At 65.2% G+C, this 15,490-nt stretch carries 14 protein-coding genes; 8 read left to right on the top strand and 6 right to left on the bottom strand.

Annotation, left to right across the window (positions count from 1 at the left end):
- The first annotated feature begins 30 nt into the window (after window positions 1-30).
- Entirely contained in the window at window positions 31-990 is a 960-nt protein-coding gene (locus tag ACKI1H_RS25340; protein ID WP_440466707.1) for a tRNA dihydrouridine synthase, read from the top strand.
- Window positions 991-1,139: 149 nt separating this feature from the next.
- Here the strand turns inward: ACKI1H_RS25340 and ACKI1H_RS25335 are convergent, their stop codons facing one another.
- A complete protein-coding gene (locus tag ACKI1H_RS25335) occupies window positions 1,140-1,886 on the bottom strand; it encodes an SDR family oxidoreductase (protein WP_138525852.1) in 747 nt (248 codons plus the stop codon).
- Window positions 1,887-2,033: 147 nt separating this feature from the next.
- Between ACKI1H_RS25335 and ACKI1H_RS25330 the strand changes: the two genes are divergently transcribed.
- On the top strand, window positions 2,034-2,480 hold the full coding sequence (locus ACKI1H_RS25330) for an Hsp20 family protein (RefSeq protein ID WP_024766905.1): 447 nt from the start codon (window positions 2,034-2,036) through the stop codon (window positions 2,478-2,480).
- 88 nt (window positions 2,481-2,568) lie between these two features.
- On the opposite strand, the gene ACKI1H_RS25325 is transcribed toward ACKI1H_RS25330, so the two are convergent.
- The 3 genes from ACKI1H_RS25325 to ACKI1H_RS25315 are packed head-to-tail and all read right to left on the bottom strand — an operon-like array spanning window position 2,569 to window position 5,196.
- On the bottom strand, window positions 2,569-3,630 hold the full coding sequence (locus ACKI1H_RS25325) for a YkvI family membrane protein (RefSeq protein ID WP_440466706.1): 1,062 nt from the start codon (window positions 3,628-3,630) through the stop codon (window positions 2,569-2,571).
- A 58-nt stretch (window positions 3,631-3,688) separates the two neighbouring features.
- Complete coding sequence (locus ACKI1H_RS25320; protein WP_138525854.1) at window positions 3,689-4,063, bottom strand: RidA family protein; 375 nt, start codon at window positions 4,061-4,063, stop codon at window positions 3,689-3,691.
- A gap of 20 nt (window positions 4,064-4,083) precedes the next feature.
- Window positions 4,084-5,196, bottom strand: coding sequence for an NAD(P)/FAD-dependent oxidoreductase (locus ACKI1H_RS25315; protein WP_440466705.1), 1,113 nt, complete (start codon window positions 5,194-5,196; stop codon window positions 4,084-4,086).
- Window positions 5,197-5,307: 111 nt separating this feature from the next.
- Here ACKI1H_RS25315 and ACKI1H_RS25310 point away from each other — a divergent pair, with 111 nt between their 5' ends.
- The gene (locus tag ACKI1H_RS25310; protein ID WP_138525856.1) at window positions 5,308-5,931 is read left to right on the top strand and encodes a helix-turn-helix domain-containing protein; all 624 of its coding nucleotides are present in this window, start codon (window positions 5,308-5,310) and stop codon (window positions 5,929-5,931) included.
- A 6-nt stretch (window positions 5,932-5,937) separates the two neighbouring features.
- On the opposite strand, the gene ACKI1H_RS25305 is transcribed toward ACKI1H_RS25310, so the two are convergent.
- Both ACKI1H_RS25305 and ACKI1H_RS25300 read right to left on the bottom strand, forming a co-directional pair.
- The gene (locus tag ACKI1H_RS25305; RefSeq protein ID WP_138525857.1) at window positions 5,938-8,811 is read right to left on the bottom strand and encodes a bifunctional diguanylate cyclase/phosphodiesterase; all 2,874 of its coding nucleotides are present in this window, start codon (window positions 8,809-8,811) and stop codon (window positions 5,938-5,940) included.
- Window positions 8,812-8,923: 112 nt separating this feature from the next.
- Window positions 8,924-9,817, bottom strand: a complete 894-nt coding sequence (locus tag ACKI1H_RS25300; RefSeq protein ID WP_017520368.1) for a LysR family transcriptional regulator — start codon at window positions 9,815-9,817, stop codon at window positions 8,924-8,926.
- Between the two features lie 166 nt (window positions 9,818-9,983).
- On the opposite strand from ACKI1H_RS25300, the gene leuC reads away from it, so the two are divergent.
- From leuC to asd, 5 genes are all read left to right on the top strand, one after another.
- Window positions 9,984-11,411 carry a 3-isopropylmalate dehydratase large subunit gene (gene leuC, locus ACKI1H_RS25295; protein WP_440466704.1) on the top strand — a complete coding sequence of 476 codons (1,428 nt, stop codon included), beginning with the start codon at window positions 9,984-9,986 and terminating at the stop codon, window positions 11,409-11,411.
- An 11-nt stretch (window positions 11,412-11,422) separates the two neighbouring features.
- Window positions 11,423-12,067: a 3-isopropylmalate dehydratase small subunit gene (leuD, locus tag ACKI1H_RS25290; RefSeq protein WP_138525859.1), complete on the top strand. Its 645-nt coding sequence runs from the start codon at window positions 11,423-11,425 to the stop codon at window positions 12,065-12,067.
- A gap of 32 nt (window positions 12,068-12,099) precedes the next feature.
- Window positions 12,100-12,864: a methyltransferase domain-containing protein gene (locus tag ACKI1H_RS25285; protein ID WP_440466703.1), complete on the top strand. Its 765-nt coding sequence runs from the start codon at window positions 12,100-12,102 to the stop codon at window positions 12,862-12,864.
- A 104-nt stretch (window positions 12,865-12,968) separates the two neighbouring features.
- Window positions 12,969-14,051, top strand: coding sequence for a 3-isopropylmalate dehydrogenase (leuB, locus tag ACKI1H_RS25280; RefSeq protein WP_440466702.1), 1,083 nt, complete (start codon window positions 12,969-12,971; stop codon window positions 14,049-14,051).
- An 80-nt stretch (window positions 14,052-14,131) separates the two neighbouring features.
- Window positions 14,132-15,244, top strand: coding sequence for an aspartate-semialdehyde dehydrogenase (gene asd, locus ACKI1H_RS25275; protein ID WP_045211887.1), 1,113 nt, complete (start codon window positions 14,132-14,134; stop codon window positions 15,242-15,244).
- Window positions 15,245-15,490: the final 246 nt, after the last annotated feature.

Here is a 15,490-nt window from a genome sequence, read left to right as displayed (position 1 = left end):
GCGGCCTTCTTCATTGCCCGAGATTCCTCCGTGCAGATCGCCCTGGCCCCGATGGAGGGGCTGGTAGATGACATCCTCCGCGATGTGCTGACCCGCGTCGGCGGCATCGACTGGTGCGTCACCGAATTCATCCGCATCAACGACCGATTGCTGCCGCCGTCGTCGTTCCTGGCGCTCGCCCCGGAGCTGGCCCACGGCAGCCGTACTCGTGCCGGCGTGCCGATGCGTGTGCAATTGCTCGGATCGGACCCGCAACTGCTGGCGGAAAACGCCGTGCAGGCCTGCGAGCTGGGGGCTCCGGTGATCGACCTGAACTTCGGTTGCCCGGCCAAGACGGTGAATCGCTCCCGTGGCGGTGCCGTGCTGCTGAAAGAGCCCGAGTTGATGTTCAGCATCATCGAGGCTGTACGCCGCGCGGTGCCCGCGCACATTCCCGTGACCTCGAAGATGCGCCTGGGCTACGACAGCCCGGACGGCGCCATCGACTGTGCCCGCGCCCTGGCCGACGCCGGTTCCGCCCATGTGGTGGTGCATGCACGGACCAAGGCCGATGGCTACAAGCCGCCGGCGCATTGGGAGTGGGTGGCGAAAGTCGCCGATGCGGTCAAGGTGCCGGTGTTCGCCAACGGCGAAGTCTGGACCCTTGAGGATTACCACCGTTGCCGCTCCATCAGCGGCGTGGCGGACATCATGCTCGGCCGCGGACTGGTTTCCCGCCCGGACCTTGCCCGGCAGATCGCCGCCTGGCGCGATGGGCGCGAGGTGGTGCCGATGCCCTGGTCGGAAGTGCGCGTGTTGCTCGACGATTTCTGGCGCCAGGCCCGGCGCAAGCTGGCGCCGCGCTATGCGCCGGGGCGCTTGAAGCAGTGGCTGGGGATGCTCACCCGCAGTTATCCCGAAGCCGTGGAACTGTTCGCCCAGGTGCGCCGCGAGCATGACTGCGAAGTGCTCGACCGGATGCTGCAGGTCGAGATCGAAGTCGCCGCCTGACTCCCATTGGCTGGAAACCGCTGAAACGCCCTCTCCCTAACCCTCTCCCTTCAGGGGGGTTAGGGAGAGGGGCTCTGGCGGAGGCAGGGATCGGTGAGGTTCGCGAGCAAGCTCGCTCCTACAAAATCGTGTTCCGTCACGCCGCCGAATCAGCGCCCGCCGCTGACGTCGACAAAGCTGCCGGTTGAGTAGCTGGACTCGTCCGAGGCCAGGAACAGGATGGCCCGCGCCACTTCTTCCGCCTCGCCGCCGCGCCCCAGCGGGATCGCCGCTTGCAGGCGCTCCACGCGCCCCGGCTCGCCGCCGCTGGCGTGAATCTCGGTCTTGATCAGCCCCGGTCGCACGGCATTCACTCGAATGCCTTCGCCCGCCACTTCCTTGGCCAGGCCGATGGTCAGGCTGTCCACCGCGCCCTTGGCGGCGGCATAGTCGATGTACTCATTGGGTGAGCCCAGTCGTGACGCCATGGACGAGACGTTGACGATGCTTCCGCCGTCGCCGCCATGTTTGTGCGCCATGCGTTTCACTGCTTCGCGACAGCAGAGGAAGGTGCCGGTGACGTTCACTGCGAACACCCGCTGCAGGCGTGCTACGTCCATGTCCTCCAGGAGCATCTGGCGTTCGAGGATGCCGGCGTTGTTCACCAGCACGTCGAGACGGCCGAAGGCTTTGTCGACTTCGCCGAACAGGCGCAGCACGTCGTTTTCGCACGACACATCAGCGGCAAAGGCGCGCGCAGTGCCACCGGCCGCCGAGATCTGCGCTACCAGCGCTGCCGCGGCCTCACGTTCGCGGCGGTAGGCGAGGGCCAGGGCATAGCCGCGCTCGGCGGCGAGCAGCGCGGTGGCGGCGCCGATGCCGCGGCTGGCGCCGGTGATGAGCATGACGGGTTGCATGGGCGAATCCTTTTTGCGAGACGGGGCTTGAAACGGGTATTGCCATCCCTATCTATGTCCCTGCGGGAGGCCGAAGACGGGTCCCGCGCCGGAGCTCTGAAGACAGGCTCCAAATCATACCTTGCTGAAATTTTCAGGAGATTCGCAATGAGCAACGTCCTTTCCCTCGCCCCGCTGTTCCGCCAGTCCGTCGGCTTCGATCGCTTCAACGATCTGTTCGAATCCGCCCTGCGCAGTGAAAGCGGCAGTTCCTACCCGCCCTACAACGTCGAGAAGCATGGTGACGACCAGTACCGCATCGTCATCGCCGCCGCCGGCCTGCAGGAAGAGGACCTGGAGCTGCAAGTGGAGCGCGGCGTGCTGACCGTCAACGGCGGCAAGCGCGAGAAGGCTTCCGAGAGTGTCACCTACCTGCACCAGGGCATCGCCCAGCGCGCCTTCAAGCTGTCGTTCCGCCTCGCCGACCACATCGAGGTCCAGGGCGCGTCGCTGAAGAACGGCCTGCTGAGTGTCGAGCTGGTACGTATCGTTCCGGAAGAGGCCAAGCCCAAGCGGATCGCCATCAACGGCCAGCGCCCGGCCATCGAAGGCTGAGCAGCGTCCCGGCACTAGCCGGGGGGTAGCCGCAAACAAGAACGCCCGCCTCGAAAGAGGCGGGCGTTTTCTTATTCAGATGGCCTGATCAGGCGTTCTGGCCCAGCGGTGCCGAGCGATTGCGCCACCAGGCGACGACGATGGCTGCCATCAGCACGAAACCCAGGTAGCCCATGGCTGGGTAGACCAGCCCCACCAGCTTGACGAAACCGACCTGGCTGGCGACGAAGGCGAGTACTACGGCGACCACGGTTGCCACGCGGAAGGGTACGCCGTAGGCGGCGCAGCGCGCGGCCAATGTATAGGCGAATCCGCTGGTGGTGCAGTACAGCTTCACCAGCAGCAGGGCGAGCATCACGTCGCCGAACCAGGGGGCGATGTTGTTGCTCAGCAGCAGGGTGGGGATGGCGCTGCCGCCGATCACGTCGATCTGCACCAGCATCACCAGGGCCATCGCAAGGATCAGCACGCCGACGCCGATGCCGCCGAATACACCGCCCAGCGCAGCCGTACGCAGGTTGGCCACGCTGCCGCCCATCACTACCACGGCAGCCGCAGTGGCGGCGACGTTGTAGGAAACATAGAGCAGCGCGCCGAGCAGCCAGTTGGGCGCCGGATGCGGCACGGCCAGGGCGATCTGCTCCAGCTCCGCCAGCGGCTTGTGAATATGCGTCAGGGCGTAGATGGCGATGATCGCCACGATGATCATCAGCACCGGGGTGATCAGGCTCATCAGGGTGATCACCCGCTTCAGGCCCAGGCACACGGTGATGATGGTCAGCACGCCGAGGACGATGCCGCCGATGGAGTGACCGATGCCCAGTTGCTGTTCGAAGGACGAATTCGCACCGGCGAACATGACCACCATGGTGCCGAACAGGAAGAAGGTCAGCATCAGGTCGACCACGCGGCCCAGCGGCTTGCCACAGATGAACTCCATGGCTTCCTTGTGCGACTGGGTCTGCAGGCGGCTGCCGATCTGGTAGAGGTTCATCAGCAGGAAGGCGAACAGCGCCAGCGCCACCAGGGCACCGGCCAGGCCCATGATGCCGAAGCCGCCGAAGAACTGGAGGATCTCCTGGCCCGAGGCGAAGCCGACGCCCACTACCAGGCCGATGTAGGCCCCGCCGAGCTTGAGACTGGTTTTCATGATCGAGACTCTGTTGTTGTTATGAGAGCGGCCCCGCTCGCGGCAGGGCCGAAAGGGGTCAGGCTTCGCCGACGTAGGCCTGGACTTCCACCTCGACGTCCACGCCCAGCGCCAGTGCCGACGCCACGCAGGAACGCACCGGCAGGCCCTGGTCGAAATAGCGCTTGTACACCTCGTTGAAGCCAGCGAAATGGGCCATGTCGGACAGCCACACGGTGGCCTTCACCACTTGGGAGTAGTTCGAGCCGCAGGCTTCCAGACTCTCGGCGATGCGGGTCATCACCGCTTCGGTCTGGGTCTGGATGTCGCCCTTTACCACCTGGCCGTCCGCGGTCATCGGGATCTGCCCGGACAGGAACAGGAAACCGCCGGCCTTCACGGCGCGGGAGAAGGGGAAGGGCAGGGTGCTGGGGTAACGCTGGATATCGCTCATTCTAAGGTCTCCGGGGAAATTCAACGCAGGCGCGCCGGGCTCAGGCGCTGGGGATCGACGCCTTCCTGGCGCAGGGGTTCGGGCAGTGGCTGGCCGAGCAGCAGCGATTGGGCCAGGCGCGAGACGCCATCGGCGGACTGGATGCCGTAGCCGCCCTGAGCGGCCAGCCAGAAGAACGCCGGGTTCTGCGCGTCCTGGCCGATCACCAGGTCGCCGTCGGCGACGAAGGAGCGCAGGCCGGCCCAGCTGTGGTTCGGTCGGCGAATCGCCAGGGTGGTGTGCTCTTCGATGTGGTACACGCCCAGGGCGATGTCGAGCTCCTCGGGCTGCACGTCCTGGGCTTGCACCGGATCGGCGTTGGCGGGTGAGCCGAGCAACTGGCCGGCGTCCGGCTTGAAGTAGAAGCTCTCGTCGATGCCGATCACCGCCGGCCAGCGGCTGATGTCCACACCATCGGGCGCCGGGAAGGTGAAGGCGGTGCGGCGACAAGGTTGCAGGCCGACCGGACGGATACCGCAGCGCTCGGCAACGTGATCGGCCCAGGCGCCGGCGGCGTTGACCAGTTGCGCGGCATGGACGGTTTCGCCCTGACTGAGTTCGAGCGTCCATGCGCCATCTGCATAGTCAGCGGACAGCAGCTCGCGGTTGCAACGTAGCTCGCCGCCGCGCTGGCGCAGCGCACGCAGGTAGCCTTGGTGCAGGGCGTGCACGTCAAGGTCGCGGGCGTCCGGCTCGTAGAGGGCGCCGATGATGGCGTCGGAGCGAAGGCAGGGGAGGAACGCCAGCGCCTGTTCGGTGCTGATGCGTTCCACGCCGGGCGTGGACTCTGCCTGTCTGAGCAGTTCGACATGCTCCGGGCCGCCGACGTACAGGCAGCCGCGCGGGCTCAGGATCGGGTGTTCGCTGAAGCCCGTCGGCGGATTCTCGTAGAAGGCGCGGCTGGCACGGGTCAGCGCCTGGATCTGCGGCGTGCCGTAGGCCTCCATGAACATGGCGGCGGAGCGTCCGGTGGAGTGGTAGCCGGGCTGCTCTTCGCGCTCCAGCACCAGCACCTTGTGGGTCTCGCTCAGGCGGTAGGCGAGGGAGGTGCCGGCAATGCCGGCACCGATGATGACGAAATCGAAATGGCTCACTGCAAGGGCCTTCTGCAGATTTTCTCGTATGTGAGAAATCTAAGATATGAGAATTTTTGCACCCAAGGCAAGGCCCGGTAAACTTTCGTCGGCCCCCTCACGAGATGTCCCATGAGCGAAACCGCCCAAGTACTGCCCAAGCCCCAGCAACTGGATCGAGACGAAGTCGGTGCGCGCCTGCGGGCGGTTCGCAAGCAGCAGAAGCTGACCCTGAAACAGCTCTCCGACCTGTCTGGTGTGGCGGTTTCCACCCTGTCGAAGATGGAGCTGGCGCAGGTCGCGGTGAGCTACGACAAGTTGGCTGCCGCTGCCCGCGCGCTGCAGGTGGATATCGCCCAGTTGTTCCGACCCTTGCCGTCCGTCGGCGGGCTGATGGGGCTGAAGACGTTCGTGAAGACCCGTGTGGATGATGCCGCCGGCTACGACACTGGCGGTTACGAGTACTACCCGATTGCCGGCGATTTCCCTCAACGCAATATGACGCCGCTGTACGCGCGTATCTTTGCCCGCGAGGTTGGCGAGTTCGACGACTACGTTCGCCATCCCGGACAGGAGTTCGCCATGGTGCTGTCCGGCCGCGTGCGCATCCAGTTCGAGACGGGCGAGTCAGTGTGCATCGGCCTGCGCGAAACGGCCTACTTCGACAGCAGCGTCGGCCACCTCTACCTCAACGACGGCGACGCTGACGAGGCGCAGGTGATGGTGGTGATGTCGGAATCGCGGCCCGCCGAATAGCGAGCCTCAGGTCGCCTGTTGCTCGCGACCGGGCAGCAGCGCGATGAAGTCTTCCAGCGGCACCGGGCGGCTGAACAGGTAGCCCTGGTACAGATGACAACCCTGCTCCGCCAGCAGCGCCAGCTGTTCCGGGGTTTCCACCCCTTCGGCCACCAGTTCCAGCCCGAGGCTGTGGCCCATGGCGACGATGGCGCGGACGATCTCCGCGTCGTTGCTGTCGTTGGGGGCATCGCGTACGAAGCTCTGGTCGATCTTCAGGCTGTCCACCGGCAGGCGTTTGAGATAGGTGAGCGATGAATAGCCAGTGCCAAAGTCGTCCATGGCGAACTGCACTCCGGCTTCGCGCAGGCGCTCCATGCGCGCGATGGTGTCGTCCAGCTGCTGGATCACGATGCCCTCGGTGATCTCCAGCTTCAGCAGGCTGGGCGGTAGCCTCGTCTTGTGCAGCAGCGCCAGCAGTCGCTCGACGAAGTCACTCTGGCGGAACTGCCGGGGGCTGATGTTCACGCTCAGGCTGAAGTTCTCAAGGTCGATTCGGCCCTCGGCGAGCAGGCGCGCGCCGGTGCGGCAGGCTTCCTCGAGCACCCACTGCCCGACTTCGACGATCAGCCCGCTGTCCTCCAGCACGCGGATGAAACTGGCCGGGGATTGCGGACCGCGAGTCGGGTGGCGCCAGCGCAGCAGCGCCTCGGCGCCGACGATACGCGAGTCGCGGGCGTCCACCTGCGGTTGGTAGTGCAGGTTGAATTCGCGACGGGCAAGGGCCATGCGCAGGCCGTTCTCCAGGCGCAGGCGCTCGCTGGCGGCCTGCTGCATGGATTCGTGGAACAGCTGCACGGTGTTCCGTCCGGCGTCCTTGGCACGGTACATGGCGATATCGGCGCGCTTGAGCAGGTCGTCCGGGGTCGCGCCGTCGTCGGGTATCAATGCGATGCCGATGCTCGGGGTGATCTGCAGGCGATGGCCGTCCAGCAGCATCGGCTCGGCCAGCAGGTCGCGGAGTTTTTCCGCCAGCTGGCGCACTTGCTGGGCGGTTTCCAGGCGGCTTCCTTCGATACCGGTGAGCAGCACCACGAACTCGTCGCCACCCAGGCGCGCCACGGTGTCTTCCTGTCGCACGCTGGCCTCCAGGCGCGCGGTGACCATCTGCAGGATGGAGTCGCCGACGGAGTGGCCGAGCGAGTCGTTGATGTGCTTGAAGTGGTCGAGGTCGAGGAACAGCAGGGCGCCGCGCAGGCTGTGACGCTGCAGCAGGGCGATCTGCTGCTTGAGGCGGTCCATCAGCAGCGCGCGGTTGGGCAGGTCGGTCAGGGCGTCGTGGTACGCGAGGTGCTGGATGCGCGCCTCGGCCTCCCTCAGTTCGCTGGTGTCGCGGGCGGTGAGCAGCAGGCAGTTCACGCCGCCCAGCTCGATCGGCTCCACCGACACGTCCACCGTCTTGATCGTGCCGTCGCGGTGGCGGCCACGCATTTCCAGATGGTGGACGAAGCCGTCGCGGTTCAGCGCAGCGATCATGTTCAGGCGCTCGTCCGGGTCGGCCCAGATGTTGATGCCCAAGGCCGTCTGGCCGATCACCTCGTCGGTACGGTAGCCGGTAAGACGGTGGAAGCCTTCGTTGACCTCGATGTAGCGGCCGGTCTCGCGCTCGGTGATGGTGATGGCGTCGGGGCTGGAGTGGAACGCCTTGGCGAACTTCTCCTGGCTGGCCTTCAGTGCCGCCTCGGCCTGCAAGCGCCGGGTGACGTCGCGGAAGCTGGAGAGGATGCACAGTTGGCGATCGACCCAGATCAACCGGCTGGCGACCATGCAGGTGATGGTCTGGCCTTCGCGGGTGAGGAACTGCACTTCGACGTTCTGCAGCGAATGATCGCGCATCAGTTGCTCGAACAGCCGTGAACGCTGGTGATGGTCGGCCCAGAAGGTCACCTGGTGGGACGAGCGGCCGATGATGTCCTCGGCGAGCCAGCCGAAGGTGCTGCAGAAGCTCGGGTTGACCTCGACAAACTCGCCGTCGCGCACCCGCGATACACAGATCGGGTCCGGGCTGCCCTGGAACAGGCTGGCAAACTTCTCCTCCGAGGCCTGCAGGCTGCGTTCACGCAGCACGCGCTCAGTGATGTCGAGCAGGGTGCCGGCCATGCGTAGTGGTTTGCCGTGGGAGTCGCGGTACAGCCGCGCACGGCTTTCCAGGTAGCGCACTTCACCGGAGTCGAGCTGGGCACGGTAGGTGAACTGGTAGTCGTTCTCCGGCCCGCGGGCGAGCCGGGCATAGGCCTGGCGCATACGCTGGCGGTCGGTCTTGTCGACACAGGCGAAGAATTCGCCGAAGGGCCCGTGGAAGTCCCGGTCAGGCAATTCGTGCAGAACGGCGGCACGGGCCGAGCCGTAGAGCAGGCCGCTGGGGATATGCCAGTCCCAGATGCCCAGTTGCGCGGAATCCAGCGCCAGGTCCAGGCGCTCCTGGCTGTCGCGCAGGGCGCTCTCCTGGGCCCGCACACGGGTCATGTCGCGGACGGTCAGCACCAGGCAGGGGCGGCCGTCCTGTTCGATCTGGCAGCCATAGACGCGGGCGCTGCGGACTTCGCCGGCACGGGTGATGAGGGTAACGTCGAAGCCGTCGATCTGCCGTTCGGCGGTGATCTTGTCGAGCATCCGCTGGCGCTCGTCGAGGCTGCGCCACAGACCGAGTTGCACGGAGGTACGGCCGAGGGCTTCTTCACGGCTCCAGCCGAAGCGGTCGACGAAACTGGCATTGAGTTCGAGGAATTTTCCGCTGTCCCGGTCGGTGATGACCATAGCGTCGGGCGCGGTATGAAAGGCTTTGGCGAACTTGTCCTGTCCGTCGGAGGCGTGCGGGGGCGTGTGCGGATCGCGGCTCATGCGGCGCTCCCCCTGTGTCTGGCAGCGCCGGCCAAGCGGGGCCGGCTAACGCGAGCGGGTGTGCGGACGGGCATTCGGGCCCCTTCTTCTAGTTCTGTCAGAACAATAGAGGTTAGGCCGCGACCGGCGCAAGCCCGGCCGCCTGGGCGTCGAGCAGGCGCATGAAGGCCCGCGCGGCGTTGGACAGCGTGCGCTCGGTATGCAGGATGTAACCCAGTTGCCGGCTGAGCTGAATGTCCTGCAGCGGCAGGCGTACGACGCTGTCATCCAGCATCGTACGTGGCAGTACGCTCCAGGCCAGGCCGATGGAAACCATCATCTTGATGGTCTCCATGTAGTTGGTGCTCATGCCGATATTCGGTGTCAGACCCTCGGCCTCGAACATGCGCCGCACGATGTGGTGGGTGAAGGTGTTCCCGCCGGGGAAAACCGCCGGGTGCCGCGCCACGTCGGCGAGGAACACCGGCCCCTGCACCGACAGGGGGTGCTCGGGGGCGGCAACGAAGTCCAGCGGATCGTCCCACACCGGCACGGCGCGCACCGGTTCGGCGGTTTCCGGGGCGAGGGTGATCACGGCCAACTCGGCACGGCCATGGAGAATCTCTTCGTAGGCCACTTCCGAGTCGCAGAACTGGATGTCCAGCGCCACCTGCGGGTGGGCCTTGGTGAAGGCACGCAGCAGCGGCGGCAGGCGGTGCAGGCCGATGTGGTGACTGGTGGCCAGGACCAGCCGGCCGCTCACTTCGCCGTTGAGGTTGGTCAGGGCGCGGCGGGTGTCGTCCAGCACGCTGAGGATCTGGTAGGCGCGCGGCAGCAGGGCACGACCGGACTCGGTCAGGGTCACCTCGCGGCCGACGCGGTCGAACAGGCGAACGCCCAGCTGGTTCTCCAGGGCGGCGATGCGCTTGCTTACCGCCGGCTGGGTCAGGTGCAGTCGCTCGCCGGCTTCGGAGAAGCTGCCGGATTCGGCGATGGCGAGGAAGGTGTTGAGGCTGGTCAGGTCCATGTCGACTCCCTGCGCTCTGGAAACGGCGCCGGACTTTTATAACGCACCGTATTCCTCGTGGGAATCCTTTGGATAAAAAATATGAATTTGAGTTATTCAGTGCCTTTCCATAGGATCATCCCCACAAGCCCAAGGGGCATAGAAAGATGCTGATGAGGACTCTCTGATGGCCGGCAAGACGCTCTACGACAAACTCTGGGAAATGCACGAGGTGAAGCGCCGTGACGATGGTTCGTCGCTCATCTACATCGACCGTCACATCCTCCACGAAGTGACCTCGCCGCAGGCCTTCGAAGGTCTGCGCCTGGCCGGCCGCAAGCCGTGGCGCATCGATGCGAACATCGCGACCCCGGACCACAACGTGCCGACCACCCAGGTCGAGCGCAAGGGCGGCCTCGCGGCCATCGCCGACGAAGTGTCGCGCATCCAGGTCCAGACCCTGGACGAGAACTGCGATGACTTCGGCATCCTCGAATTCAAGATGAACGACGTCCGCCAGGGCATCGTGCACGTGGTCGGCCCGGAGCAGGGCGCGACCCTGCCGGGGATGACCGTGGTCTGCGGCGACTCGCACACCTCGACCCACGGCGCCTTCGGCGCGCTGGCTCACGGCATCGGCACCTCCGAGGTGGAGCACGTGCTCGCCACCCAGTGCCTGGTCGCCAAGAAGATGAAGAACATGCAGGTCCGTGTGGAAGGCAAATTGCCCTTCGGCGTAACCGCCAAGGACATCGTCCTCGCGGTGATCGGCAAGATCGGCACCGCGGGCGGCAACGGCCATGCCCTGGAGTTCGCCGGCAGCGCCATCCGTGACCTGTCCATGGAAGGCCGCATGACCATCTGCAACATGTCCATCGAAGCGGGCGCTCGCGTCGGCATGGTGGCGTGCGACCAGAAGACCGTCGACTACGTGAAGGGCCGCCCGTTCTCGCCGCAAGGCAGTGACTGGGACAAGGCCGTGAAAGCCTGGAGCGACCTGGTTTCCGACGCCGATGCGCACTTCGACACTATCGTCGAGCTGCGTGCCGAGGACATCAAGCCGCAGGTCAGCTGGGGCACTTCGCCCGAGATGGTCCTCGCAGTGGACCAGAACGTGCCGGACCCGGCGGCCGAAGCCGATGCGGTCAAGCGCGATTCCATCGTCCGCGCGCTGAAATACATGGGCCTGAATGCCAACCAGGCGATCACCGATATCCAGCTGGATCGCGTGTTCATCGGCTCCTGCACCAACTCGCGCATCGAAGACCTGCGCGCTGCCGCCGCCGTGGCCAAGGGCCGCAAGGTCGCTGCCACGGTGAAGCAGGCGCTGGTCGTGCCGGGTTCGGGCCTGGTGAAAGCCCAGGCCGAACAGGAAGGCCTGGACAAGATCTTCATCGAGGCCGGCTTCGAATGGCGTGAACCGGGCTGCTCCATGTGCCTGGCAATGAACCCGGACCGCCTGGAGAGCGGCGAGCATTGTGCTTCCACCTCCAACCGCAACTTCGAAGGCCGCCAGGGCGCCGGTGGTCGTACCCACCTGGTGAGCCCGGCGATGGCCGCCGCGGCTGCCGTGACCGGTCGTTTCATCGACGTACGTGAATTGATGCAGGCCTGAGGAGACCGAACATGAAAGCCTTTACCCAGCACACCGGTCTCGTTGCGCCGCTCGACCGCGCCAACGTCGACACCGACCAGATCATCCCCAAGCAGTTCCTCAAGTCGATCAAGCGCACCGGCTTCGGCCCGAACCTGTTCGATGAGTGGCGTTACCTCGACGTGGGGCAGCCCAACCAGGACAACTCCAAGCGCCCGGTGAACAAGGATTTCGTCCTCAACTTCCCGCGCTTCCAGGGTGCCAGCGTGCTGCTGGCCCGCGAGAACTTCGGTTGCGGCTCCTCCCGCGAGCACGCGCCGTGGGCGCTGGACGAGTACGGCTTCCGCACCGTGATCGCACCGAGCTTCGCCGACATCTTCTTCAACAACAGCTTCAAGAACGGCCTGCTGCCGATCATCCTGAAGGACGAGGAAGTGGACGAGCTGTTTGCGCAGTGCGAGGCCACCGAGGGTTACCAGCTGACCGTCGACCTAGCCGCGCAGACCGTGACCCGTCCGGACGGCAAGCAGTACAGCTTCGAAGTGGATGCGTTCCGCAAGCACTGCCTGCTCAACGGCCTGGACGACATCGGCCTGACCCTGCAGGACGCCGAGGCCATCCGCAGTTTCGAGACCGGCTACAAGCAGAACCAGCCCTGGTTGTTCCGCGACGCCTGAGCGGCGTCGCACCACTCTTCAAGGAGAGCACCATGACCGAGAGTCGTCACGAGCAAGTGGTCCAGCGCCAGTTCGGCGCCCAGGCCAACGCTTACCTGACCAGCGCCGTACACGCCCAGGGCGAAGAGTTCGCCCAGCTGCGCGAGCGACTGTCGACGACTACCGGTGCGCGCGTGCTCGACCTGGGTAGCGGGGCAGGGCATGTGAGCTTCAACGTAGCGCCGCTGGCTGGCGAAGTGGTGGCTTATGACCTGTCCCAGCAAATGCTCGACGTGGTGGCCGCGGCCGCCGCCGAGCGTGGCCTGGGCAACATTTCCACGCGTTGTGGCGCTGCCGAGCAGCTGCCGTTCGAGGACGGCGAGTTCGATTTCGTCTTCAGCCGCTATTCCGCGCATCACTGGCGGGATGTCGGCCAGGCTCTGCGTGAAGTGCGCCGGGTGCTCAAGCCGGGCGGCGTGGTCTGCGTCATCGATGTTGCGGCACCGGGCTTGCCTCTGCTGGACACCTATCTGCAGACTGTCGAGGTCCTGCGTGACACCAGCCATGTGCGCGACTATTCCCCGTCGGAGTGGGCACGTCTGGTCGGCGAAGCGGGCCTCGCGGTGACTGCCGCCAAGCGCCAGCGTCTGCGCCTGGAGTTCACTTCCTGGGTCGAGCGCATGCGCACCCCTGATGTGATGCGCCAGGCCATTCATGCCCTGCAGCTTTCGATGGGCGACGAGGTGCGCGAGTATTTCGAGATCGACGCCGAGGGCTCCTTCAGCACCGACGTGCTGGTGCTCTGGGCGGAGCGCTGATTTCAAGGTTCTGACCGCCCCGGATGGCGCGAGCCATCCGGGGCGTTACGTTATTTGCCAAGCGGCTTTATTGGCCAAGCGACTTTCAAAGAGTGAGCAGAAAGATGAGCAAACAGATTCTGGTTCTCCCCGGCGACGGTATCGGCCCGGAAATCATGGCCGAAGCGGTCAAGGTGCTGGAGCTGGCCAACGACAAGTTCGCCCTGGGCTTCGAGCTGACCGAAGACGTGATCGGTGGCGCGGCCATCGACAAGCACGGTGTACCGCTGGCCGACGAGACCCTGGAGCGCGCGCGCGCGTCCGACGCCGTGCTGCTGGGCGCCGTGGGTGGCCCGAAGTGGGACAAGATCGAGCGAGACATCCGTCCCGAGCGCGGCCTGCTGAAGATCCGCTCGCAACTGGGCCTGTTCGGCAACCTGCGTCCGGCCATCCTCTACCCGCAACTGGCCGATGCCTCCAGCCTGAAGCCTGAAGTGGTCGCCGGCCTGGACATCCTCATCGTCCGCGAGCTGACCGGCGGCATCTACTTCGGCCAACCGCGCGAGCAGCGCGTGCTGGAGAACGGCGAGCGCCAGGCCTACGACACCCTGCCGTACAGCGAGGGCGAAATCCGCCGTATCGCCCGCGTCGGCTTCGACATGGCCCGCGTGCGCGGCAAGAAGCTGTGCTCGGTGGACAAGGCCAACGTCCTGGCTTCCAGCCAGCTGTGGCGTGAAGTGGTCGAGGAAGTCGCCAAGGACTACCCGGACATCGAGCTGTCGCACATGTACGTCGACAACGCCGCGATGCAACTGGTGCGCGCACCCAAGCAGTTCGACGTGATGGTCACCGACAACATGTTCGGCGACATCCTGTCGGATGAGGCTTCCATGCTCACCGGCTCCATCGGCATGCTGCCTTCTGCCTCGCTGGACTCGAACAGCAAGGGCATGTACGAGCCCTGCCACGGTTCCGCGCCGGACATCGCCGGCAAGGGCATTGCCAACCCGCTGGCGACCATCCTCTCGGTCTCGATGATGCTGCGTTACACCTTCAATGAAGGCGCCGCCGCCGACGCCATCGAGAAGGCCGTGAGCCTGGTGCTCGACCAGGGCCTGCGTACCGGTGACATCTGGTCCGAAGGCTGCACCAAGGTCGGTACCCGCGAAATGGGCGATGCGGTAGTCGCGGCTCTGCGGAATCTGTAATCTGTTCGGCTCGCTCGTTCCCGCGTACTTGTAGGAAAGCGGGAACGACGGCCCTCTAAATATATGAAGGTGTAGTAGCGATGAAGCGTGTAGGTCTGATCGGTTGGCGTGGCATGGTGGGTTCGGTGCTCATGCAGCGGATGCTGGAAGAGCGGGACTTCGACCTGATCGAGCCGGTGTTCTTCACCACTTCCAACGTGGGTGGCGAAGGTCCGTCCATTGGCAAGGACATTGCCCCCCTCAAAGACGCCTACAGCATCGAGGAACTGAAAACCCTCGACGTCATCCTGACCTGCCAGGGCGGCGACTACACCAGCGAAGTCTTCCCCAAGCTGCGCGAAGCCGGCTGGCAGGGCTACTGGATCGACGCCGCCTCCAGCCTGCGCATGCAGGATGATGCGGTCATCGTTCTCGATCCGGTGAACCGCAAGGTCATCGACAACTCGCTGGACGCCGGCACCAAGAACTACATCGGCGGCAACTGCACCGTCAGCCTGATGCTGATGGCCCTGGGCGGCCTGTTCGAAGCCGGTCTGGTCGAGTGGATGAGCGCCATGACCTATCAGGCGGCCTCGGGCGCCGGCGCACAGAACATGCGCGAGCTGATCAAGCAGATGGGCGCCATCAACGCTTCCGTCGCCGATGACCTGGCCAATCCGTCCAGCGCCATCCTCGACATCGACCGCAAGGTCGCCGAAGCCATCCGCAGTGACGCCATGCCCACCGAGAACTTCGGCGCGCCGCTGGCTGGCAGCCTGATCCCGTGGATCGACAAGGAGCTGCCCAACGGCCAGAGCCGCGAGGAGTGGAAAGGCCAGGCGGAAACCAACAAGATCCTCGGCCGCTTCAAGAACCCGATCCCGGTGGACGGCATCTGCGTGCGCATCGGCGCCATGCGCTGCCACAGCCAGGCGCTGACCATCAAGCTGAACAAGGATGTGCCCATTGCGGACATCGAAGGCCTGATCAGCCAGCACAATCCGTGGGTCAAGCTGATCCCGAACCAGCGCGAGATCAGCATGCGCGAACTGACTCCGGCTGCCGTTACCGGCACCCTGAGCGTTCCGGTCGGCCGTCTGCGCAAGCTCAACATGGGTACTCAATACCTGGGCGCTTTCACCGTCGGCGATCAACTGCTGTGGGGTGCTGCCGAGCCGCTGCGCCGCATGCTGCGCATCCTGCTCGAGCGTTGATTCGCTCCTGAGTGCTGCTGCTCCCTGGAGCACACAACGCCGGCCTTGAGCCGGCGTTGTGCTTTTTGGCGCCCGAGAAGTTCCCTGTGTGTAGGTGAACCGCCGCACAAAAACGTCAGTCCGTCGAGCTGTCGGCTCTTTGGCGCCGGTTTCTGTGACGCACCCGGAAAAGCCACCGGGAACCAGTCGCTATCCTCGCAGCCCGTCCATGGGGACAGGTTTCGGTGCGCCTTTTCGCGCCGGCCG

This window comes from Pseudomonas sp. YH-1 (assembly GCF_051990045.1).
Classification (GTDB): Bacteria; Pseudomonadota; Gammaproteobacteria; order Pseudomonadales; family Pseudomonadaceae; genus Pseudomonas; species Pseudomonas nicosulfuronedens.
This window is presented reverse-complemented; position numbering and strand designations above follow the sequence as displayed.

What these genes read in the sequence shown, in the direction of transcription:
- ACKI1H_RS25335 (WP_138525852.1), bottom strand. Translation starts at nt 1,886, where the DNA reads ATGCAACCCGTCATGCTCATCACCGGCGCCAGCCGCGGCATCGGCGCC.
- ACKI1H_RS25330 (WP_024766905.1), top strand. Translation starts at nt 2,034, where the DNA reads ATGAGCAACGTCCTTTCCCTCGCCCCGCTGTTCCGCCAGTCCGTCGGC.
- ACKI1H_RS25325 (WP_440466706.1), bottom strand. Translation starts at nt 3,630, where the DNA reads ATGAAAACCAGTCTCAAGCTCGGCGGGGCCTACATCGGCCTGGTAGTG.
- ACKI1H_RS25320 (WP_138525854.1), bottom strand. Translation starts at nt 4,063, where the DNA reads ATGAGCGATATCCAGCGTTACCCCAGCACCCTGCCCTTCCCCTTCTCC.
- ACKI1H_RS25310 (WP_138525856.1), top strand. Translation starts at nt 5,308, where the DNA reads ATGAGCGAAACCGCCCAAGTACTGCCCAAGCCCCAGCAACTGGATCGA.
- ACKI1H_RS25305 (WP_138525857.1), bottom strand. Translation starts at nt 8,811, where the DNA reads ATGAGCCGCGATCCGCACACGCCCCCGCACGCCTCCGACGGACAGGAC.
- ACKI1H_RS25300 (WP_017520368.1), bottom strand. Translation starts at nt 9,817, where the DNA reads ATGGACCTGACCAGCCTCAACACCTTCCTCGCCATCGCCGAATCCGGC.
- leuC (WP_440466704.1), top strand. Translation starts at nt 9,984, where the DNA reads ATGGCCGGCAAGACGCTCTACGACAAACTCTGGGAAATGCACGAGGTG.
- leuD (WP_138525859.1), top strand. Translation starts at nt 11,423, where the DNA reads ATGAAAGCCTTTACCCAGCACACCGGTCTCGTTGCGCCGCTCGACCGC.
- ACKI1H_RS25285 (WP_440466703.1), top strand. Translation starts at nt 12,100, where the DNA reads ATGACCGAGAGTCGTCACGAGCAAGTGGTCCAGCGCCAGTTCGGCGCC.
- leuB (WP_440466702.1), top strand. Translation starts at nt 12,969, where the DNA reads ATGAGCAAACAGATTCTGGTTCTCCCCGGCGACGGTATCGGCCCGGAA.
- asd (WP_045211887.1), top strand. Translation starts at nt 14,132, where the DNA reads ATGAAGCGTGTAGGTCTGATCGGTTGGCGTGGCATGGTGGGTTCGGTG.